This is a genomic window from Streptococcus sp. NCTC 11567, from assembly GCF_902141215.1.
Classification (GTDB): domain Bacteria; phylum Bacillota; class Bacilli; order Lactobacillales; family Streptococcaceae; genus Streptococcus; species Streptococcus dysgalactiae.
This window is the reverse complement of sequence record NZ_LR595857.1, coordinates 1-21,091: the sequence shown is the minus strand read 5'-3', so window position 1 is coordinate 21,091 and position 21,091 is coordinate 1. Positions and strand designations below refer to the sequence as shown.

The window sequence follows — 21,091 nt, the reverse complement described above, 5'->3', positions numbered from 1 at the left end:
TACTATTCGTACAATCAATTTCTTGATCGTGGAATTTGATATAGATATTCAATTTTCAATGGACAGTTTCTAGGATATCTCTATCCTAATGGAGCCTAGCGGGATCGAACCGCTGACCTCCTGCGTGCAAAGCAGGCGCTCTCCCAGCTGAGCTAAGGCCCCACAAGACCTCTCAAAACTAAATAAGACGACCCTAACGTGTTCCATTTCCTTAGAAAGGAGGTGATCCAGCCGCACCTTCCGATACGGCTACCTTGTTACGACTTCACCCCAATCATCTATCCCACCTTAGGCGGCTGGCTCCTAATAGGTTACCTCACCGACTTCGGGTGTTACAAACTCTCGTGGTGTGACGGGCGGTGTGTACAAGGCCCGGGAACGTATTCACCGCGGCGTGCTGATCCGCGATTACTAGCGATTCCGACTTCATGTAGGCGAGTTGCAGCCTACAATCCGAACTGAGATTGGCTTTAAGAGATTAGCTTGCCGTCACCGGCTTGCGACTCGTTGTACCAACCATTGTAGCACGTGTGTAGCCCAGGTCATAAGGGGCATGATGATTTGACGTCATCCCCACCTTCCTCCGGTTTATTACCGGCAGTCTCGCTAGAGTGCCCAACTTAATGATGGCAACTAACAATAGGGGTTGCGCTCGTTGCGGGACTTAACCCAACATCTCACGACACGAGCTGACGACAACCATGCACCACCTGTCACTCCTGCCCCGAAGGGAAAGCCTATCTCTAGACCGGTCAGGAGGATGTCAAGACCTGGTAAGGTTCTTCGCGTTGCTTCGAATTAAACCACATGCTCCACCGCTTGTGCGGGCCCCCGTCAATTCCTTTGAGTTTCAACCTTGCGGTCGTACTCCCCAGGCGGAGTGCTTAATGCGTTAGCTCCGGCACTAAGCCCCGGAAAGGGCCTAACACCTAGCACTCATCGTTTACGGCGTGGACTACCAGGGTATCTAATCCTGTTTGCTCCCCACGCTTTCGAGCCTCAGCGTCAGTTACAGACCAGAGAGCCGCTTTCGCCACCGGTGTTCCTCCATATATCTACGCATTTCACCGCTACACATGGAATTCCACTCTCCCCTTCTGCACTCAAGTTCTCCAGTTTCCAAAGCGTACAATGGTTGAGCCACTGCCTTTAACTTCAGACTTAAAGAACCGCCTGCGCTCGCTTTACGCCCAATAAATCCGGACAACGCTCGGGACCTACGTATTACCGCGGCTGCTGGCACGTAGTTAGCCGTCCCTTTCTGGTTAGTTACCGTCACATGGTGGATTTTCCACTCCCACCATCATTCTTCTCTAACAACAGAGCTTTACGATCCGAAAACCTTCTTCACTCACGCGGCGTTGCTCGGTCAGACTTCCGTCCATTGCCGAAGATTCCCTACTGCTGCCTCCCGTAGGAGTCTGGGCCGTGTCTCAGTCCCAGTGTGGCCGATCACCCTCTCAGGTCGGCTATGTATCGTCGCCTTGGTGAGCCGTTACCTCACCAACTAGCTAATACAACGCAGGTCCATCTCATAGTGATGCAGTTGCACCTTTTAAATGTTTAACATGGGTTAAACACTTTTATGCGGTATTAGCTATCGTTTCCAATAGTTATCCCCCGCTATGAGGTAGGTTACCTACGCGTTACTCACCCGTTCGCAACTCCTTGGACCGGTGCAAGCACCAGTCCTCAGCGTTCTACTTGCATGTATTAGGCACGCCGCCAGCGTTCGTCCTGAGCCAGGATCAAACTCTCATTAAGATGTGTTTGAACTTACTCGTTCTTTCTGTCGCTGACAGATTTATTTCTCGTTTTTGACGGGTAATATGTCTCCATATCACCCTCACGTTTGGTTCGTCTTATTCAGTTCTCAAAGGTCTTGTCCTCTTTCGAGACAACTATTTTATTCTATCAACTTTTACTAACTTTGTCAACAACTTTTTTACTCTTTTTTTTCGAATACTTCAGTCGCCAACGTCTGCTCAGCTGACAGCTTTATTAGTATACGATATTTAACCTCCTGATGTCAACTCTTTTTTGCACTTTTATGTCGTTTTTTTACCTCCCGCGTTGTAAAATGAAGTGCAACAAAAAAGACATGTTTGTCTGATATACTAGAATTCCCCAATTCAGTATGGAAAGCAGATGAACATGTCTAATATTAATTCTACCAGAAAATCCTCCTATTCTCATCTTTCAGCCACAGAACGGGGTGAAATTGCTGCTTATCTTAAAATGAGAGAGCAACCCGTTGATATTGCTCGACTCCTGGGTTGTCACTGTTCTACAATCTGCCGAGAAATAAAACGTTGTTCAGTAGAACAGGTAAAGGATAAGAATGGAAAACAAACCTTCTTCAACGCCTATTTTGCTGATAGTGGATAACGTGTCTATGAAACCAATCGTCAAAAGAGTTCTTACCTCAAATTGAATGGCTGCTCCACTAGGTTCATTGCACAATTAGAATCTGCCTTGACGGCTAACATTCGTCTCCATAGTGTGGATAGTTTTGTTCAGACTTACAAAGTAAACCATCCTGAAGAAGTCGTCCCCTATACCAAAACGATTTATCGTTATATCAAAGAGGGGTTGTTAGCTATTAAACCAATCGATTTGCCTAAGATGGTTAGTATCAGAAAACGTTCTAAGAAAGTCATGAAGACGAATAAGAAGACTTTAGGTAAATCTATCGAAGAACGTCCAGAATATATTAATGATCGTTCTGAATTTGGGCATTGGGAGATTGATTTGATTCTCGGCAAGAAAACCAAAGGTGAAGCTGTTATGTTGACTTTGGTAGAGCGCCAGACACGCTATGCACTAGGAGTTAAGCTAGAAGACAAGCAGTCCCAAACCATTAACCGCGCTGTCACGCATCTCATCAGTCAGTATCCTATTGCATCCATCACAGCGGATAATGGTTCTGAGTTTAGTTTACTCTCAACCTTAGAAGCTGTTGACGTTTACTTTGCACATCCCTATTCTTCACATGAGAGAGGAACAAACGAGAACTTCAATGGCCTCCTCAGAGAATATGTCCCTAAAGGTACCAAAACAACGACCCCTAAAAAAGTCGCTGCTATTGAACATTGGATCAATCATTATCCTAAACGACTCTTCAACTACAAGTTGCCAGTAGAAATGTTAAAACTGGCTAACTTCAACTTGAAATTTGGCACATTTTTATTGAAGTTACATAACACAGGTAATTTTCTCATGAAAGTTTTTTTATTCTGGGTATTACATCGTACAACAATAATAATAAAAGGTAAAAGCACCCTATAAGTTGGGACAATTCATCCTTTCTCATAGAATGCTTCTAGAATTCTATATGTCTAAATGATTATTTTTTAACACTTAACTATTTTCTTTGGAATGTTTATAGCCATAAAAAATATAAACAAGCGTCCCTACTACAGTCATTAACGTAAAAGCAATCCAAGTAAAAGCCATATATTGACTCATAAAAGAAACACAAATGACAATGGCTAGGAGAGGTAAAAATGGCATTAATGGCGTTTTAAATTCCCCAGCTTTGGGTTTTCCTTCAATTTTCCTAAGTCTAATGATTGCTATCGACATTATTACCAAATATGCTAGGGTACAAATGTTAACAAATTCTGCGAGACTCGCTAATGGAAATAAACCAGCACAAATCATCGCAAGTACTCCCACTAAGATAGTCGCATTTTTAGGAACCTTACTTTTTTCAGTAAGGGAATAAAGATATTTTGGTAACAATCCATCTCTACTTATACTATAAACCGTTCTAGCTAAGGCATAGGTCATCGAAATACATACCGTAATAAGCGTTAAAATGGCAACGATAGAGACATAATCTGCCGCCCAATAAAGGCCTATACTACGTAAAGCAAAAGCGACAGCATCTGGTACATTTAATCGGGTATAATGGACAATACCAGTCAGAATCATTGTGACAATAATATACAATATTGTAACAATAGTCAAGGATAAAACAATTCCTTTTGGGATTGTTTTTTGTGGTTCTTTCACTTCATCAACTGTCATTGAAATAGATTCAAACCCCAGGAAAGCAAAGAACATGACAGAAGCTCCTGCAAATATACCTGATTGACCTCCGTAAATTTGACCTAAGCCATATGGAGCAAAGTTGTTCCAATTTTCGCCATTTATAAAGAAGAGGCCTACAACAATAAATAAAGCAAGAGCTGAAAATTTCAAGAGCACTAAAAAGCTATTGAATCTTAACGCTGCTTTGGAGTTCATTAAAACGATGCCTGTCACAAAAATCATTACTAATACAGGAAGAAGGTCTATATATGTCCCATTTTTAGGATCAAATGTTCCATTTAGAGGAGTTGGTAAAGCTATTCCATAGTTAGCTAGTAAGCCTTTTAAATAACTTCCCCATCCAACTGCAACGCTGGATACTGCCGTTAGGAATTCCATAATAATGTACCAGCCTACAATCCAAGCCGGAAATTCCCCTAAAGTTGCATAAACATAACTATAAGCTCCGCCATTTGACGGAATTCGTGATGCAAATTCTGCATAAAATAAGGCTAGAATGCCGATTGCAATTGCTGAAATAACAATCGAAATTGTCAAAGCTGGTCCTGCATAATTAGCAGCACCAATACCTGTAATGGTAAAAATCCCTGTACCAACCATTGATCCTAGACCTAAAAAGACTAAATCAGTTACTTTAAGGTGTCTATGCATTTCGTTTCTATTAGCATGTTTCTGTTTTTTTCGAAAAATAGTCATCTTGTCACTTCCTATATAGTACACAGTTATCTACTAAGTTTATCACAGTTACTAATGATTGTAAATTTTACTTCTGGTAATCTCTCACACTTAAATAAAAAACTAAGTCTAGAAAATCTAGAACTTAGTTTTTTATGATAGTTCACCCTATTAATCGGCAGATTCTGTTTCTGACTCTGTCATCTTATCTTTGATTTCATCATAAGACAAAGCATGAACTTCTTTATCATCATCTTCTGGATTATTTGGCATTTTACCAGTTTCATAAATGGATTTAATTTGTGCAGCATCCAAAGTTTCATATTTAAGGAGTGCTTCTGCAATTAATTTGTGAGTTTCACGATTTTCTTTAATGATGTCTGCTGCTTGATTACGCGCTTGATTTAAGAGTTCACGTACTTCATCATCAATCATTTGTGCTGTTTGAGCAGAGTAAGATTTTTCAGGAGACAACTGGCCTGGCATCATAGCATGGTTACCCTCATATTGAACCGGGCCAAGTTTGTCACTCATTCCATACTCTGTAACCATCGCTCTTGCCATTTGAGTAGCTTGTTCAAAGTCATTTGAAGCACCTGTTGTCTGCGCATTAAAAATAATTTCTTCAGCGACACGACCACCCATAAGACCAGCTAATTGCTCTTTTAAATCATCTTTTGATAAGAGCATTTGATCTTCTTTAGGAAGGGCAATCATGTAACCACCAGCTCGTCCACGAGGAACAATGGTTACTTTATGGACTACACGCGCATTAGATAGTACTAAACCAACGATAGTGTGCCCAGCTTCATGGTAAGCCACCATTTCTCTTTCTCTTTGTGAAATCGTGCGGTCTTTCTTAGAAGGTCCAGCAATAACGCGGTCTTCTGCTTCATCAATATCACTGGCATCAATCTTCACTTTGTTTCGACGAGCAGCTACAAGAGCAGCCTCATTCAATACATTTTCAAGATCAGCACCAACGAATCCTGGTGTTTGCTGAGCAACCACTTTTAAATTAACATCATCTGCAAGAGGTTTATTTTTAGCATGAACGCGTAAAATAGCTTCACGTCCTTTTACATCAGGTCTACCAACTAATACTTTACGATCAAAGCGTCCTGGCCTTAACAAAGCAGGATCTAAAACATCACTACGGTTAGTTGCGGCAATAACAATAATGTTTTCATTGCCCTCAAAACCGTCCATTTCAATTAGTAATTGGTTGAGGGTTTGTTCTCTCTCATCGTTACCACCGCCCATACCAGCGCCACGGCGACGACCGACAGCATCAATTTCATCGATAAAGATAATAGCACGTTCAGCTTTTTTGGCATCTTCAAACAAAGAACGCACACGACTAGCTCCGACACCGACGAACATTTCAACAAAGTCTGAACCTGAAATGCTAAAGAACGGAACTCCCGCTTCACCAGCAACTGCTTTAGCGAGTAAAGTCTTACCTGTCCCTGGAGGGCCCTCTAAGAGGACACCTGCCGGAATACGCGCTCCCAATGCTTTATATTTCTTAGGATTTTTCAAGAAGTCAACAACTTCCACTAACTCTTGTTTTTCCTCTTCAGCACCTGCAACGTCTGTAAATCTTACTTTGACATCACCTTTTGATTGAGATTTAGCTTTGTTTTTACCAAAACTCATGGCTCCTCGAGCTCCGCCACCACCTTGGTTCATCATCATCATCATGAAAGCCGCAAAGATAACAATTGGGAGAAAACTCATCAAAAAGGTAATCCAAGTCCCGCTTGAACTTTCTTGTTTGACTGTGATTTCTGTTCCGTTTTTATCAGCAGCCGAAGTCATTTCTTTTAAAATGGAATCACTTGGGAGAACCAAAGACGAAAACTCTGTCACTTGGGCTGACGCATTGCCCCCTAAAAAAGAGAGACCTGGGTCAACAGAAACTTTTTGAGCTTTCTCATATTTTCCTTTTACTTCGATAATGCTGCCACTAGGTTGGTAACTTAAAGATTTGATATCACCAGCTTTAAGATGTTTGATTAATTTTGAATAACTAATCTGTTGGCTTTGTGTGCTTGTTCCTTTAAGATAAAATTGAAATCCTGTGATAACAACAATAATCATTAAAATATAGATAAAGGAGTTTTTGACAAAACCATTATTTTTATTATTTTTCATATAGTAATCATTGACCTTTTTCTATTTTGAATAGACTTCTTCTTTTAACACACCTACATAAGGAAGGTTACGATAATTTTCAGCATAGTCTAAGCCAAAACCAACAATAAATTCATTTGGGACATTATAACAAATATAGTCTGCTTCAATGTCAACAACACGTCCTTCAGGTTTATCAAAGAGCGTTGCAATTTTAATCGTATTGGCTTTACGATATTTAAACATATCGCGTAAATATTTTAGAGTACGCCCAGTATCGATAATATCTTCGATAAAGATAATGTCTCTTCCTTCAATATTGGTATCCACATCTTTTAAGATTTTCACTTCCCCACTACTAGAGGTGCCACCATGGTAACTTGAAACTACCATAAAATCAATTTCGACATGAGTATCAATATGTTTCATTAATTCAGCCATAAAAGGAACGGACCCTTTTAAGACACCGACCATCAAAGGATTTTTACCTTGGTAATCTTTTGTAAGTTGTTCGCCAAGTTCTTTTGTTTTTTGGATAATTTGTTCTTCAGAGTAAAGAATTTTTTGAATATCTTGCTCAAGCATGCTGTCACCTTTTTTCTAATTTATCAATATACAGTTTAGCCAACATTATATCATGTTTACAAGCTTTTCTCAAATAAGTTTTATCACCGACTAATACAAAAATAATCTCTCCATCTTGTTCTCCTACAATAGCATTTTGCCGTTCAGCTATGCTCAGTTTATCATCTATAAAAAGTCGTCTTAGTTTTTTTGAGAAATTACCAAAAGAAAGACGGTCACCGGCTTGACGATGTCGTAGGATAATGGGTGACAAACTATATATGGGAATACTTTTTTGGTCTTTATGTGCCAAATCTTCTGTCGTGAATAAAAAATGATGGTTACGGTACCAGATAGCGTTACCGTATTTTATCACTTTTTGATCGTTGAGAAACTCAGTCTCAGGAATGATTTTCGTGATGTTGAATGATGACCGATTTATCAAAAGATAGTAGCCGTTTTTTAAGGGATAATTTCCTTGATTTGCTTTTTGAAGTAAGTGTAATAGTTGGTTAAATTGAGATTTTTTCAACTGTAAATCTGGAAAGTTTTCCAAATAATCTTGTAATAAAAAATACTGCACCGAAGCAGTTTGTGCTCTAAACTCTGCTAAATGAGTGATCGTTATTTTTGTTGTCAACTCTGTAAACGCTTGAAAAAGTAGTTGATTTTCTATCGCTAATTGACTAAGGCTTTGTACAAGTTGCGGGTTTTCTTTCTCCAGTAAAGGTAAGTACTGATTTCTCACTCGGTTCCTAAAAACAGTTGTTTCTTCATTTGAAGTATCTTCGAAATGAAAAATATTAGGCAAGTCACCTTTTGAAAAAGATAAAAATGGTCGTATCAGTTGCCCATTTCCAAATGGTTGAACAGGTTTTATACCTGATAAGTGCCTTAATCTACTTCCTCTTATAAGTCGCATTAGAATTGTTTCTGCCTGATCATCTAGATGGTGTGCTGTCACTAGAGCAGAATATTGTTCATTTTGCATGATTTTTCGACAAAAATGATAACGCCAATCACGAGCAGCTTTTTCAGAAAAAATTCCTTCAAAATGGGAAATATAAATAGGAACGCTATGATTGTTTGCCCACTGCCGTAAATAATCCTCTTCTATTTCCGACTCAATTCTCTGCTTATGATTAATGTGAGCAATCCCAATACTGATTTGTAAATCTTCTTGAAATAAATGCAAAAAGTGCAGCAAATTCATTGAATCTACTCCACCAGATACAGCTATTAAAACACGCCGATGATTGTCGAAATAGGCTTGTTTTTTTATCTCGTTATAAATTTCTTGATATGTTGTCATTTTAAAATAGCATAAACATCATCTGCAATAGCTGTGATGTCATCATAGGTTGCTTTATCTGTAAAGATAGATAAGACAAAAGGAGTATCACCATAAATGATAGCAACATCATGCTTGTAATCATAGGCATCACCAATTTTATGGGCCACAGGAACAGCAATATTTTTTGAAATGCGTTGTTGATCAAAATCAGTATTGGAAAGATAAGAAATAATGTGTCCCTTTTGATAGTAAATAGCTTCCATCACATTAGCTGCTGCACGAGAAGATAAGAATCGTTTTTCCATATCCCAGTTACTTCCTGACAAGGCTTTTATTTCTGTTTGAAAAGTTTGGTCATACTGATGGCATAAATAATATCCTAAAATATTGGTGGCAACATTATCTGAATTTTGAGCAACAGCTTTCAATAAGGTACTAACTTTATAGTCTTCTTTATCAGCTTTTTTACTAATTTTACCACTTCCAGATGGATCGTAATCCCCATAAAAATGATTCACATCATCGATATATCTGAGAAGTTTGTTTTCTGTCACTTTCTTTTCTTGAAGTTGTTTTTGAACACTGTAAAGAGGGGCTAACTTTGCAATACTAGCTGCATACATTTCTTTATCTGCATTAATTCCAGCACTTGCCTGCGTATCAAGTTGTTTAACAAAGATAGAATAATTTGCACTATTGTATTTTTGTAACAGCATCTCTTGGACCTTTTGCATGCGATTATCAAAACGAGATAGATCCTCTTGTGATACCCAACCTTTCTGATCAATTAGATAATAAATCCCATGTTCGGTTTGTGCCATTTGACTAGCATGAACTTTTTGGGCAAAGGTAAATGGAGATGGAATTGCCTTAGTGCCTAACACATAGGGTTCAGAGTAGAGAGTCACTTGTTTTTGTGTCCAAAAAAAGAGATCGGCGTCTACTTGACTCAGAACTATATCCTCATAAACTACTTCGCGATTTGCTTCAAGGTAAGTACCATCTGCAAGTTCAAAAATTGGTTTTGCTTGTTCATTTATCACAAGTGACTTGATATCTAACTTATGATTAGGTCCTAGGGTTGTCGCTGGTAAAGTTAGTTCAGCGTCTTTATAAGTTTGTGTTTCTTGATAAAGGTTAGGATTAACAGGAAGCTGATTATAGTAGCTGGTTGATTGAACAATATCTTGACGCAATTGGTAAATAGTTGCTTTAGAAAATTGTCCTGTTTTTTCTGTGCTAATAACGGTCAAAGGAGTCAAGAAAAAGGTCATTAACATAGCTGCTAATAATTTTTTCATGTTGGCTCCTTTCTAATCTGTTTCTGTATATTGGTTGTCTTCTTTAAGACGTTGATTTTCTTTTTCCAATTCTGCTAATTTCTCATCAGAGTAAGCAAGAAATGTTTCTATTTTGGTAATAATATCATTCATCATTATTTCGGTAATAACCCTGGCACGGGGTAAATAACTTCCCCTTCTCGTGATAGGTAATACTTAGCTCTAGCATACTTTTTAACAAAATCGTCATTTTTAAGTTGCTCAGCTAACTTTTTTTCACTCTTTGTGTTCTTTTCCAATGCTTCATATTCTTTTTGTAATTTAATCACTTGCTGATTTTGTTTTTCAAAATCTACATAGCTTTTGACAAGATTATAAGTTGGCAAAATAAATAAAAACATCATACTTACAAGAATCCACCCCATAAAACGATTGCGCTTTTGAATTTCTTCTTCTTCGAACCGTTTTTTTAGGTTTTCCTCGTTAATATAGTGATTATTTAGTTGAACAATGCTAGGCTTCTTCATTAGCTTCTATCCTTGTTTCACTGATGATCTCATACATACTGAGAGCGTCTTCTTTTTTGGTGCTGTCTTTCATCTCAAGTACTCTTACGGTTAAGAGTTTATTTCCAAATCGGATTTCAATGTGATCATTGAGTTTTAAATCAGTTGAACTTTTAGCAAGAACTCCATTAACTTTAATCCGTCCTTTATCAGCAACTTCTTTAGCAACAGGACGACGTTTAATAATACGTGATACTTTTAAAAATTTATCTAATCTCATTATTTACCCCACAATCTCTTCCATTCTATCATTTTTATTTCTTAAATGGTAGAAAAGACCATATTTTCTCATCGAATACTTTGTATCGCCAGCAAATCATTATAAAACTGATGACACCAACAGCTGATGACAGAACAATACTGATAAAACCACCTAATCTTCCCTCTATAGGAAGCATGACCTGACATGTCAACACGAAACCAATCATTAATGTTAATGTGAGCCAAAATTTACCATTTTTAGCACAATTCCAACTCATTGGTATTGTATAGGCATAACAAATAAACACCAATCCTAAAGGAATTACCGTGGACAGAGAACTTCCTAAAATTCCATAATGATAAGTTAATACAGGCGTTAATCCTAATTTGCAAGACAAGCCAATTAATAACATCATCAGGGAGTGGCGCACACGATTTTCAATAAAACATTTTTGATAAAAAAATTGAATCAAACTTATAAGATTAATCGTAATAATATAGTAAACTAGTGCCTCCCAACCCTTATTATCTTCAAATAAAACACGATTCATGAGATGTAAAATGCTTATAAAGCCAGCCGTTAATGTTACGTTAAAGTAAAAGATAAAAGCTAGAAAATCTTGACTTAGTTGATCATACATCTGCTGTTTTTGTTGATGGAGATGAGTTAATTTGGGCAAATAACTTGTGAAAAAAGCCGTTGAAAAAATCAATCCAAATTGAACAAGTGGCTGCCCTCTATCAAAAATACCCTTAGTAATTTCAGCTAATTGGTTAGAATACCCCGCAGAAACGAGACTATTTTTAATAAAAAGAGCATCCACTAATTGAAATAGCAATAAGTAGATGGAAAAGAGAATAAAGACCAAACTAGATAAACCTAGCTGACGATATGCTCTTAAAGGCAAGGAAAACTTTCTCACGTATGGTTTAATTGAAAAAGAACTCTTTTTTGCTAAATACCCTAGAACAGTAAAGCTAGCAATCACATTTCCACTCGCAGCAACGTTAGCAGTTGTATAAATAGTCCAATCAAAAACGAGATAGCAAACAGCCGATGCCACAATAATAATTACCCTAATAATTTGCTCAAGCATTTGACTAATAGCAGTTGGTGTCATATTTAGATCTGCTTGTGCTAACCCTCGATAAAAAGAGATAAAAGGAGTCATTAATAGAGCAATACTCGTCAAAGAAATAGCTGTTCCTAATTTGGGTGCTCCCATCCATTCAGCAAGTTGCTGATGCCCCAGAAAAAGAATGAGGAAACACCCAAAACTCATCATAAACTGCAAAGTCATAAAAACCGTGAGTTGATCTTCATCTTTCTTTTGTGCCATACTGGCGATAAGATTAGGCAAAGCACTCAAGCTAAGGGCCGAAATAATGGCCAAAAAAGGATATATTTGCTGATAAGCATAAAAACCTCTGTCTCCTACCAGATTTTGGTATGGGATACGGTAGGTAGCAGCTAAAATTTTTGATACTAAGCCACTAACCACTATCAAAAGACTTGCTTGCTTAAGAGGTTGAGGCTGTTTTTCTGAATTTAATCTCACTAAGGCTTTCTCCAAATAACATCAATTCTTCTAAGATGGTATAGTCTTTTTGGTGGCGAACATCGAAGACGATATCGATTTTCCCCTGATGTTCACTAATTTTAGCTTTAAGATGGGTTTTCGATAAGGCTTCGAAATAATCCTGAGTCAAGAAATAACTTAAAGAAGTTACTTCAAATCGAACAATGACCTGATTATTTTTGCGTTCAACTAATTCCGCAAAGGCATTGTCCATATAATGTTTTAGCAGAGCTATCTCTAACAAATAGGCAACTTGATCAGGATACTCTCCAAAACGATCTATCAGCTCATCCTGCAAATTGAGATAATCTTCTCTTGATTGAATTTCTCGAATACGCTTGTAAATGTCAATTTTTTGACGCTCATCTGATATGTAATCATCTGGCAAATAGGCGTCAATCTGAAGATTGATTTCAGTATTGCCTTTTTGACGAACAGTCGTTTTTCCCTGCTTGCTAGCAATAGCCTGTTCCAATAACTGAGAATACATTTCAAAACCGACCGAATCAATAAAGCCACTTTGAGAAGCCCCTAAAATATTACCTGCTCCTCGTATAGACAAATCTCGCATAGCAATCTTGAAGCCTGAACCTAATTCAGTAAAGCCTTTAATAGCCTCTAAACGTTTTTCAGAGACTTCTGTTAGGACCTTATCAGGACGATACATCAGGTAAGCATAGGCAATACGATTACTTCTTCCGACGCGCCCCCTCAGTTGATATAAAGTTGACAATCCCATATGATCAGCATTCTCAATAAACAAAGTGTTTACATTAGAAATGTCAACTCCTGTTTCGATGATTGTTGTAGCCACAAGGACATCATAATCACCATTTATAAAGTCAATCAAGGTATTTTCAAGTTGAATTTCACTCATTTGCCCATGGACAAACCCAATAGAAGCTTCTGGAACTAATTCTTGTAGTTCTGCCACCTTCTTGTCAATGGTGTCAACTTTGTTGTAAACATAAAAAACTTGTCCTCCACGATCCATTTCTCGGATAATAGCTTCTCTAACGAGACCTGGATTATTTTCCAAAACATACGTTTGAACAGGATAACGATTGGTTGGTGGGGTCTCAATAACCGATAAATCTCGGATACCTAACATAGACATGTGTAAGGTTCTAGGAATCGGAGTAGCTGTTAAGGTTAAGACGTCAACCTTAGTTTTTAATTCCTTTAAAGTTTCTTTATGCTTAACACCAAACCGTTGTTCCTCATCAATCACAATCAATCCTAAATCAGAAAAGACCACATCTTTTGATAGGAGTCGATGGGTTCCGATAATAATGTCAATTTGACCTTTTCGTACACGTTCTAGTGTTTCAGCTTGCTCTTTTTTACTACGGAAACGACTTAAGACGTCAACCTCAACAGGGTAATTTTCAAAGCGTGCTTTGAAGTTTTCATAATGCTGCTGGGCCAAGACTGTGGTTGGAACTAAGACAGCTACTTGTTTGTGATCATTCACCGCTTTAAAGGCTGCCCTCATAGCTACTTCTGTCTTACCAAATCCTACATCGCCTACTAAAAGACGATCCATAGGTTGCATGCTCTCCATATCAGCTTTAATTTCCTTTATAGACCTAAGTTGATCTTCTGTTTCTACAAAAGTAAAATCATCATCAAAAGCGCGCTGCAAGTCATCATCTGGTGAAAATGAAAATCCTTTTTGCTGACTTCTTTCAGCATATAATTTTAGAAGGTCATCAGCAATATCCTCTACTTGTCTAGCGACCTTTTGCTTTGTCTTTTGAAAACGACCATCATTGAGTTTATTAATTTTAGGTTCTTTTCCATCAGCAGAAACGTACTTTGATAAGCTACCAATTTGGTCAATTGGAAGAGAAATACGGTCTGAATTTTGATATTGAATAGTAACGTAATCTCGATGGATTCCCTGAATCTGAATCGTTTCAATTCCAAGAAAGCGACCGATACCATGGACATTATGAACCACGTAATCACCTACTGCTAACTCATTGTAATCTTTCAAACGCTCAGCATTGCTAATATTAGATCGTCTAGCGCGTCGTTTGATCTTTTTATGATAAATTTCATGCTCTGTGATTAACGCTAACTTTTCATCAGCAAAATAAAAACCACTGGAGATAGCTCCAATTACAATTTGTGATTCACGTGAAACAATTTGATTAGCACTCACTAAAGGAAGGCGAAATTGGTAATCTTGAAAAGATTTTTCAAGTCGTTCGTAAGCATACTGAGACTCTACCTGTACAATAACCGTTGTTTGATTTTTTTGATACCGTTTAATCTCATCAATCAACAAAGGAAATTGATTAAAAAATTCCTGCATGGCATACTGAGTTAGCTGATGCATCTGATCAAATTTGATATTTCCAAGTCCCTTATGAAAATTTGAAAAGAATGTCGCTGGCTTATAGTGCCTAAGCTCTCGATAATTATCTGCAAAGTAGTTAAGATTGGAAAGAGCCTTTCCTTGCTGTAAATCTTCTGTCAAGAGATTAGCAATCTCTAAATCAAATCTTGCATTTTTATCAACTAGTTTTTGAAAATCATCAAAAAAGATTGGCGTTCCCTTAGGAATATAATCTAATAATGACCACTCTTTTTCATAAAATAATGATTGAAATTTACGGATATCCTTATGTTTAAAACCGTTTTTTGAAACAGCTACTACATCTTCTAAATAAGATTTTTTATCATCTTGTGCTGTTTGTAGAGCCTTTTCTAATTGCTCAATGCCACGTTGAAAATCACTAGCCTCAAAAATAAGATCACTTGCTGGATTAATAAAAATACCTTCTAGTTGTTCAAAAGATTTTTGAGTTTCTGGATGAAATTGCCTAATACTATCAATATCATCGCCAAAAAATTCCAATCGATAAGGCAATTCTTGTGTAATCTCATAGATATCTAAAATATCCCCTCGACGGCTAAATTCTCCCGGACTAATAACCTGTGAGACCTTCTGATAGCCAATTGTCATCAGTTGTTTAGTAAGAGTATCACTATCATAATCTTCTCCAACTGTTAGTTGAATCTGACTCTTTGTAAAAACATCTGGGTTTGGCAATAAAGTTCTTAAGCCTGATAAACTAACAATTAAAACGCCCTGAGATTTAGGATTCCTTAAAAATTGCAGGGTTTCTATTCTTGATAGAGCTTTATCCATTGACGCAAAGATAAATTCCGCTGCAGCCACATCGTCTGCAAAAAATTGATAGACTAATTCTTCTCCAAGTAGGCTTGATAAATCGCTGGCTAATTTTTCAACTTCATTTTGAGTTGATGTCATCACAACTATTTTTTCTTGGGAGTCCAAAAAAGCAGAAGCCATTGCTAATGCTTTACTTGACCCAGATAATCCCATAACTAGCTGCCTGTCTAAGGACGCTAATCCGGAGTGCCAGGCCTGGATTTTCTTATTCTGACTAAATAATTCTAAAATATTCATGATTACCCGTTAAATTTCTGCATTGTTTTTTCAAAGTTATTTTCTTGTAAATAGAAGTTTACAGCATTGACAACTTTGTCAAGAGTTAACGCAATGGCAATATTATCTTCTGTACTAAAATGTCCCATAACATGGTTAATCACTGTCATCCCTTTTAATGGTCGTCCAATACCAACTTTAATTCGGTCAAACTCCTGCGTCCCAAGCTGAGCAATAATTGATTTAATGCCATTGTGCCCACCAGCCGAACCTTTAGCACGTAAACGCAATTTCCCAACTTCCATATCCAAGTCGTCATAGATAACAATCAAATCTTCTATGGCAATATTATAATAAGTTAATAACGCCTTTACGGCAACACCACTATTATTCATAAAGGTTGTTGGCTTCACAAAATAAATTTTTTCATGATTAATAAATGCACTGCCTATTTGTGCTTTAAAATTTTTGTCTTCTGTAAAGGTGACGTCAAGTTTATTGACAAGTTTGTCAACTGCCATAAATCCAATATTATGCTTTGTTTTTTCGTATTTTGAGCCTGGATTTCCCAGACCAACAATCATTTTAACCATCTTTTCTCTTTCCTAAAATGCCAAAAGGGCTGGAATGTTATTCCAACCTTCTGACATTATCTTATTATTTTTAAACGTTAAATCGAAACTCCATGATATCACCATCTTGGACGATGTACTCTTTTCCTTCTTCACGCAAGCGCCCAGCTTCTTTGACAGCTTTTTCTGAACCGTAGGTCATTAAATCGTCATAAGACATGGTTACTGCACGGATAAATCCTCTTTCGAAGTCAGAATGAATAATACCAGCAGCCTGCGGCGCTTTAATACCACGTTTAAATGTCCACGCCCTAACTTCTTTTTCACCTGCTGTAAAATAGGTGCCTAGCCCAAGTAAGTGGTAGGCAGCACGTGTTAATTTATCAATACCAGACTCTGTCAAACCAATAGCTTCTAAGAATTCTGCTTTATCTTCATCCTCAAGCTCTGAAATTTCTTCCTCTGCACGCGCTGAAATCACCACTACTTCTGCATTTTCAGTAGCTGCAAACTCACGAATTTGTTTCACATAGTCAATATCATCTGGATCAGCAACTTTATCTTCATCAACATTCGCCACATAAAGAACAGGTTTTGTTGTCAATAAGAATAACTGTTTGACAACACGTTGCTCTTCTTCAGTAAACTCAATTGTCCGAGCAGATTTACCATCTTCTAAGACAGGTTTGATTTTTTCAAGAACGGCAAATTCTGCCACGGAATCCTTATCTTTTTGGGTACGAGCCATTTTTTCCACACGCGCATAACGCTTATTAATAGACTCTAAATCAGCCAAAATCAATTCAAGGTTGATAGTATCAATATCAGCCATTGGATCCACGAAAGCATCCTCACGACCTTGTTCACGCATAACATTTTCATCATCAAAAGCACGAACGACATGTACGATAGCATCTACTTCACGGATATTGGCCAAGAATTTATTACCTAACCCTTCTCCTTTAGAAGCTCCTTTAACAATACCCGCAATATCAGTAAACTCAAAGGTTGTTGGAACGGTTTTTTTAGGCGTAATCAACTCTGTCAATTTTTGCAGACGTTCATCTGGTACCTCTACCATCCCAACATTAGGATCAATCGTTGCAAAAGGATAATTAGCAGCTTCTGCCCCTGCTTTTGTAATTGCATTAAATAAAGTTGATTTACCAACATTAGGTAAGCCCACAATACCTGCTGTTAAAGCCATTTTAATAAGTCTCCATTCAAAATTTCAATCACAACTATTATAACAGAAAATAAACGAAAAAAGCGGTATGATGATAAGAAAATTTCAGGTTCGCTTAGCATCATATCACTCTTCAACTTTTCTTTAAATTAACCAATTAGAAACAAAAGGTATCCCTAAAACTTCTAAGATAGTTAATATAGCTAAAATAATTAGTAGAGACAGAATAATATTTCGAAAAATAAACCAATAGAGCTTATTGTATTTTTGTAGATCAAGCGGTTTGTTTTCATAAATGCGTTCAACTTTAACTTCATGTGGTTTAGCTAAAACAAGCTCATCTAAGCTCACGTCAAAAATTTCAGTTAACCTGACCAAATTATCCAAATCTGGTATTGTATCTCCATTTTCCCATTTTGATATGGCTTGCCGAGAAATAAATAACTGTTCTGCCAGAGCATCTTGAGATAATTGATGTTTCACTCATAATTGCTTTAATTGTTCTGCAACTTTTGTCATTTTCTATGACCACCTTTCTTCTTTCGATAACATTAGAATACCTGATTTTCCAAAGGCATACTAGCAATTATTTAGGCAAGTATTGGTTGCAAGATGTATAAGAAAGCCTACTAAATCAATATTTCTAAAGTTGCAGGACTTTTTTTAGTTTTCGGTCAAAGTCGTAACGGCTCATCATAATGATATGCTGACAGTTAGTGCATTGAATTTTAATATCAGCTCCTACTCTAAGCACTTTCCATTGATTAGATTTTTTACCAGTCTCTTTAATCACACAGGCGTGCGGTTTTTTCATTTCAACAAGTGATCCAATTTGATACATCTTTTTTCCTCACTCTTATTATCTTCATCATTTATGATAACAAAAAAAGCTCCTAAAAGGGAGCCTTTTCTTTTTAGTTGGTACGGACTGGTGTGATTAACTGGATAAAGCTTTCTTCATCATCACCTGGTGTCAAGGTAAATGGTCGTACTGGTGACAAGAAATGAATTTTAACTGTTTCACTCTTGATAGCCTTGAGAGATTCAATAAGGTAAGTTGGGTTGAAACTAATAGTTAAATCACTACCAGATTGACTAACAATATCCAAATCTTCGTTTACTTTACCAACTTCCGGTGAGTTAACATGAGCTGAAATATGATTTTGAGCAATTTCAAGTTTAACGGTACCATTTTGAGTAGCGTTCGAAATCAAGAAAGCACGTTCCATAGCGTGGCGAAGAGATTGGGTATTGAAAACAACCTCTGTCTCAAATTGTGTCATTAACAAACGGTCTGTATCGGGATAATTTCCTTCTAAGAGACGTGTATAGAAAGAAATATGTTCACTTCTGAACAAGATTTGGCTTGGTGAGAAAAATACCTCAACAGTCTCAATATCATCTGTAAATACTGCTGAAAATTCTCTCAAAGATTTACTTGGAATAACCACATCAAAATCTGCTGAAGTATTATCCAAAGTGATTAAACGTTGGCTCATACGATGAGAGTCAGTTGCTACGGCTTTAAAATCTTTATGGTTACTTAATACAATATGAACTCCTGTTAAGATAGGACGACTTTCTTGTAAACTGGCTGCAAAAGCTGTTTCAGCAATAATAGACTTTAATAATTTTGTTTTTAAGATCAAAGGATTTTCTGTTGATACTTCTTGTAACCGAGGGTATTGATCAACATCTTTTCCTTTTAAGGTAATTTCTGATTTACCACTGGTTAAAACAACTTGATGTTGTTCAATTTCTTTAAAATCCAAACTAACATCTGGCAAACTAGAAATAATATTGATAAAGAAATTTGCTTCCAGAAGAATAGACCCTGGAGATGTGATTAATAGTCCAGCATTTTCATTGCTTACAGGAATGGTATTTTCAATTGAAATTTGTCCATTTGAACCAGTTAAAGTGATATCAGATGAACTAACGTCAATCTTAATGGTAGAAAGAACAGGAATGGCATTTTTACTGCTAATACCACGTTTAGTGGCATTTAAAGCTTGAATGAAAAGGGTACGATTTATGGAAAATTGAATCATGAGGACTCCTTTATTGATAAGTATAATAATTAGTAGTAGTAGTAGGTCTTGTGTATGACGTGGATAAGTCTGATTTATCTAGTAGGGATAAGGAAAGAAGACTGTTCACAACTTGTGGATAACTCGTCACTAAAAATAGAACTTGTCCACAAGCTACTTAATTTTATTTTTGATGGTTTCAATTTCAATACGGAGGCTTTCATCCTGGCTAATCATGTTTTTGATTTTATTGTAGGCATGAAGTACAGTGGAATGATCCCTACCACCAAATTCCTTACCAATTTTGGGAAGGCTATTATCTGTCATTTCACGTGCTAAAAACATAGCGACTTGTCTTGCTAACACAATATCTTGCGTACGTTTAGTTGCCTTAATTTCTTTGACAGTGACGTCATAGAATTTTCCAACCTGCGTTTGAATTTCTTCAATTGGAATGACCGTCATTTTAGGTCCATCTTGTTTTCTGGCACGAATAGCTTCTGCAGCAACGTCAACCGTAATGGTATCAATTTGCTTAAAATTAGCAACCAAACTAATGTCTTTTAAGGCGCCTTCCAAATCTCTCACATTGGAATCGAATTGGCCAGCTAGATATTCAATAGTATCTTGAGGGAAAATAAAATTATATTCCTGAATTTTATTCGTTAAGATAGCCACTCGAGTTTCAAAATCTGGAGGCGTAATATTAACGGTTAAGCCCCATTTGAAACGGGTTACCAATCGATCTTCTAAATCATTAAGGTGATCTGGTGTGCGGTCACTGGTTAGAACGATTTGTTTATTATTGTTATGAAGAGCATTAAAAGTATTAAAGAACTCTTCTTGTGTTCCAGATAATGTTTTCTTCGCCAGCGATTGGATATCATCAATAAGCAGTAAATCGAGATTACGGAACTTTTCTTTTAATTCGTCCATAGTGTCTAAACGAATATGAATCACAAATTCATTAATGAAATTTTCAGCGGTGATGTACTTTATACGGGCATTGGGATTTTCTAATAGCACAGAGTTTCCAATGGCATTTAACAAATGGGTTTTTCCTAGTCCAGGCCCTCCCCAGATAAACAAAGGGTTATAGGTTGTTCCTGGTGTATTAGCTACTGCTATAGAAGCAGCTACAGCCCAACGATTTTCATCACCCTGAATAAAGTTTTCAAAACTATATTTGGGATTTAGGTCTGAGGTAACAGCAGGTAAAGGAGTTATTACTTGCTGATTGTAGCTTTGGCTATTTGGGATTTGATTTTGGTCAATTATCAGATCTTCTTCAAAAACATAGTCAACGGCAATTTGAGCATTATAAACTTCAAAACCAGCTGTCAGAATAACATCTTTAAGGTTTTTTTCCCAAAAGAGTTCTTTCATTTGATCTAAGTAAATCGTTGCCACATGATTCTCAACTTTTAATAAGCGTGCATCATGCACAAAAAATTCATACGTTGCCTGTTTTAATTGGCTCTGAGCTAATTCCAAGACCCGATTCCAAAAAATTTGTTCATTTTCAGTCAT

At 37.1% G+C, this 21,091-nt stretch carries 16 protein-coding genes, 1 tRNA gene, 1 rRNA gene and 1 pseudogene; 1 reads left to right on the top strand and 18 read right to left on the bottom strand.

Going from position 1 to position 21,091, the window contains the following annotated elements:
• Positions 1-89: 89 nt before the first annotated feature.
• A tRNA-Ala gene (locus FQT67_RS00090) sits at positions 90-162 on the bottom strand.
• Positions 163-215: 53 nt separating this feature from the next.
• Positions 216-1,764 (bottom strand): 16S ribosomal RNA (locus FQT67_RS00085).
• Positions 1,765-2,154: 390 nt separating this feature from the next.
• Between FQT67_RS00085 and FQT67_RS00080 the strand changes: the two are divergent.
• Positions 2,155-3,288: pseudogene (locus FQT67_RS00080) on the top strand (IS30 family transposase).
• Between the two features lie 72 nt (positions 3,289-3,360).
• Here FQT67_RS00080 and FQT67_RS00075 read toward each other — a convergent pair.
• The 16 genes from FQT67_RS00075 to dnaA all read right to left on the bottom strand — a co-directional run bounded on the left by FQT67_RS00075 (position 3,361) and on the right by dnaA (position 21,091).
• A complete protein-coding gene (locus tag FQT67_RS00075; protein WP_046177493.1) occupies positions 3,361-4,752 on the bottom strand; it encodes an amino acid permease in 1,392 nt (463 codons plus the stop codon).
• Positions 4,753-4,902: 150 nt separating this feature from the next.
• Complete coding sequence (gene ftsH / locus FQT67_RS00070; protein WP_012766405.1) at positions 4,903-6,888, bottom strand: ATP-dependent zinc metalloprotease FtsH; 1,986 nt, start codon at positions 6,886-6,888, stop codon at positions 4,903-4,905.
• Positions 6,889-6,909: 21 nt separating this feature from the next.
• Complete coding sequence (gene hpt, locus FQT67_RS00065) at positions 6,910-7,452, bottom strand: hypoxanthine phosphoribosyltransferase (RefSeq protein WP_003049003.1); 543 nt, start codon at positions 7,450-7,452, stop codon at positions 6,910-6,912.
• 4 nt (positions 7,453-7,456) lie between these two features.
• Positions 7,457-8,743, bottom strand: a complete 1,287-nt coding sequence (gene tilS / locus FQT67_RS00060; protein WP_046177494.1) for a tRNA lysidine(34) synthetase TilS — start codon at positions 8,741-8,743, stop codon at positions 7,457-7,459.
• On the bottom strand, positions 8,740-10,026 hold the full coding sequence (locus FQT67_RS00055; protein WP_046177495.1) for a serine hydrolase: 1,287 nt from the start codon (positions 10,024-10,026) through the stop codon (positions 8,740-8,742). The genes tilS and FQT67_RS00055 overlap by 4 nt, the downstream gene beginning before the upstream one ends.
• Positions 10,027-10,038: 12 nt before the next feature.
• Positions 10,039-10,161, bottom strand: coding sequence for an SP_0009 family protein (locus FQT67_RS10875; RefSeq protein WP_003054478.1), 123 nt, complete (start codon positions 10,159-10,161; stop codon positions 10,039-10,041).
• Positions 10,161-10,532, bottom strand: a complete 372-nt coding sequence (locus FQT67_RS00050) for a septum formation initiator family protein (RefSeq protein WP_003048988.1) — start codon at positions 10,530-10,532, stop codon at positions 10,161-10,163. Before FQT67_RS00050 ends, FQT67_RS10875 begins: the two co-directional genes overlap by 1 nt.
• Complete coding sequence (locus FQT67_RS00045; RefSeq protein ID WP_003048986.1) at positions 10,519-10,791, bottom strand: RNA-binding S4 domain-containing protein; 273 nt, start codon at positions 10,789-10,791, stop codon at positions 10,519-10,521. Before FQT67_RS00045 ends, FQT67_RS00050 begins: the two co-directional genes overlap by 14 nt.
• Before the next feature lie 34 nt (positions 10,792-10,825).
• Positions 10,826-12,331 (bottom strand): oligosaccharide flippase family protein, encoded by a 1,506-nt coding sequence (locus FQT67_RS00040; RefSeq protein WP_046177496.1) that lies wholly within the window; start codon positions 12,329-12,331, stop codon positions 10,826-10,828.
• Positions 12,294-15,794, bottom strand: a complete 3,501-nt coding sequence (gene mfd, locus FQT67_RS00035; protein WP_046177497.1) for a transcription-repair coupling factor — start codon at positions 15,792-15,794, stop codon at positions 12,294-12,296. Before mfd ends, FQT67_RS00040 begins: the two co-directional genes overlap by 38 nt.
• 2 nt (positions 15,795-15,796) lie before the next feature.
• Complete coding sequence (pth, locus tag FQT67_RS00030; protein ID WP_003054455.1) at positions 15,797-16,366, bottom strand: aminoacyl-tRNA hydrolase; 570 nt, start codon at positions 16,364-16,366, stop codon at positions 15,797-15,799.
• Between the two features lie 70 nt (positions 16,367-16,436).
• Positions 16,437-17,552 carry a redox-regulated ATPase YchF gene (gene ychF / locus FQT67_RS00025; RefSeq protein ID WP_003054446.1) on the bottom strand — a complete coding sequence of 372 codons (1,116 nt, stop codon included), beginning with the start codon at positions 17,550-17,552 and terminating at the stop codon, positions 16,437-16,439.
• Positions 17,553-17,675: 123 nt separating this feature from the next.
• On the bottom strand, positions 17,676-18,014 hold the full coding sequence (locus FQT67_RS00020) for a helix-turn-helix transcriptional regulator (RefSeq protein WP_080937744.1): 339 nt from the start codon (positions 18,012-18,014) through the stop codon (positions 17,676-17,678).
• 160 nt (positions 18,015-18,174) lie between these two features.
• A complete protein-coding gene (locus tag FQT67_RS00015; protein WP_003054469.1) occupies positions 18,175-18,372 on the bottom strand; it encodes a DUF951 family protein in 198 nt (65 codons plus the stop codon).
• Between the two features lie 73 nt (positions 18,373-18,445).
• Positions 18,446-19,582, bottom strand: coding sequence for a DNA polymerase III subunit beta (dnaN, locus tag FQT67_RS00010; protein ID WP_003060971.1), 1,137 nt, complete (start codon positions 19,580-19,582; stop codon positions 18,446-18,448).
• A gap of 153 nt (positions 19,583-19,735) precedes the next feature.
• The gene (gene dnaA, locus FQT67_RS00005; protein WP_003054481.1) at positions 19,736-21,091 is read right to left on the bottom strand and encodes a chromosomal replication initiator protein DnaA; all 1,356 of its coding nucleotides are present in this window, start codon (positions 21,089-21,091) and stop codon (positions 19,736-19,738) included.

What these genes read in the sequence shown, in the direction of transcription:
- FQT67_RS00075 (WP_046177493.1), bottom strand. Translation starts at nt 4,752, where the DNA reads ATGACTATTTTTCGAAAAAAACAGAAACATGCTAATAGAAACGAAATG.
- ftsH (WP_012766405.1), bottom strand. Translation starts at nt 6,888, where the DNA reads ATGAAAAATAATAAAAATAATGGTTTTGTCAAAAACTCCTTTATCTAT.
- hpt (WP_003049003.1), bottom strand. Translation starts at nt 7,452, where the DNA reads ATGCTTGAGCAAGATATTCAAAAAATTCTTTACTCTGAAGAACAAATT.
- tilS (WP_046177494.1), bottom strand. Translation starts at nt 8,743, where the DNA reads ATGACAACATATCAAGAAATTTATAACGAGATAAAAAAACAAGCCTAT.
- FQT67_RS00055 (WP_046177495.1), bottom strand. Translation starts at nt 10,026, where the DNA reads ATGAAAAAATTATTAGCAGCTATGTTAATGACCTTTTTCTTGACTCCT.
- FQT67_RS10875 (WP_003054478.1), bottom strand. Translation starts at nt 10,161, where the DNA reads ATGATGAATGATATTATTACCAAAATAGAAACATTTCTTGCTTACTCT.
- FQT67_RS00050 (WP_003048988.1), bottom strand. Translation starts at nt 10,532, where the DNA reads ATGAAGAAGCCTAGCATTGTTCAACTAAATAATCACTATATTAACGAG.
- FQT67_RS00045 (WP_003048986.1), bottom strand. Translation starts at nt 10,791, where the DNA reads ATGAGATTAGATAAATTTTTAAAAGTATCACGTATTATTAAACGTCGT.
- mfd (WP_046177497.1), bottom strand. Translation starts at nt 15,794, where the DNA reads ATGAATATTTTAGAATTATTTAGTCAGAATAAGAAAATCCAGGCCTGG.
- pth (WP_003054455.1), bottom strand. Translation starts at nt 16,366, where the DNA reads ATGGTTAAAATGATTGTTGGTCTGGGAAATCCAGGCTCAAAATACGAA.
- ychF (WP_003054446.1), bottom strand. Translation starts at nt 17,552, where the DNA reads ATGGCTTTAACAGCAGGTATTGTGGGCTTACCTAATGTTGGTAAATCA.
- FQT67_RS00015 (WP_003054469.1), bottom strand. Translation starts at nt 18,372, where the DNA reads ATGTATCAAATTGGATCACTTGTTGAAATGAAAAAACCGCACGCCTGT.
- dnaN (WP_003060971.1), bottom strand. Translation starts at nt 19,582, where the DNA reads ATGATTCAATTTTCCATAAATCGTACCCTTTTCATTCAAGCTTTAAAT.
- dnaA (WP_003054481.1), bottom strand. Translation starts at nt 21,091, where the DNA reads ATGACTGAAAATGAACAAATTTTTTGGAATCGGGTCTTGGAATTAGCT.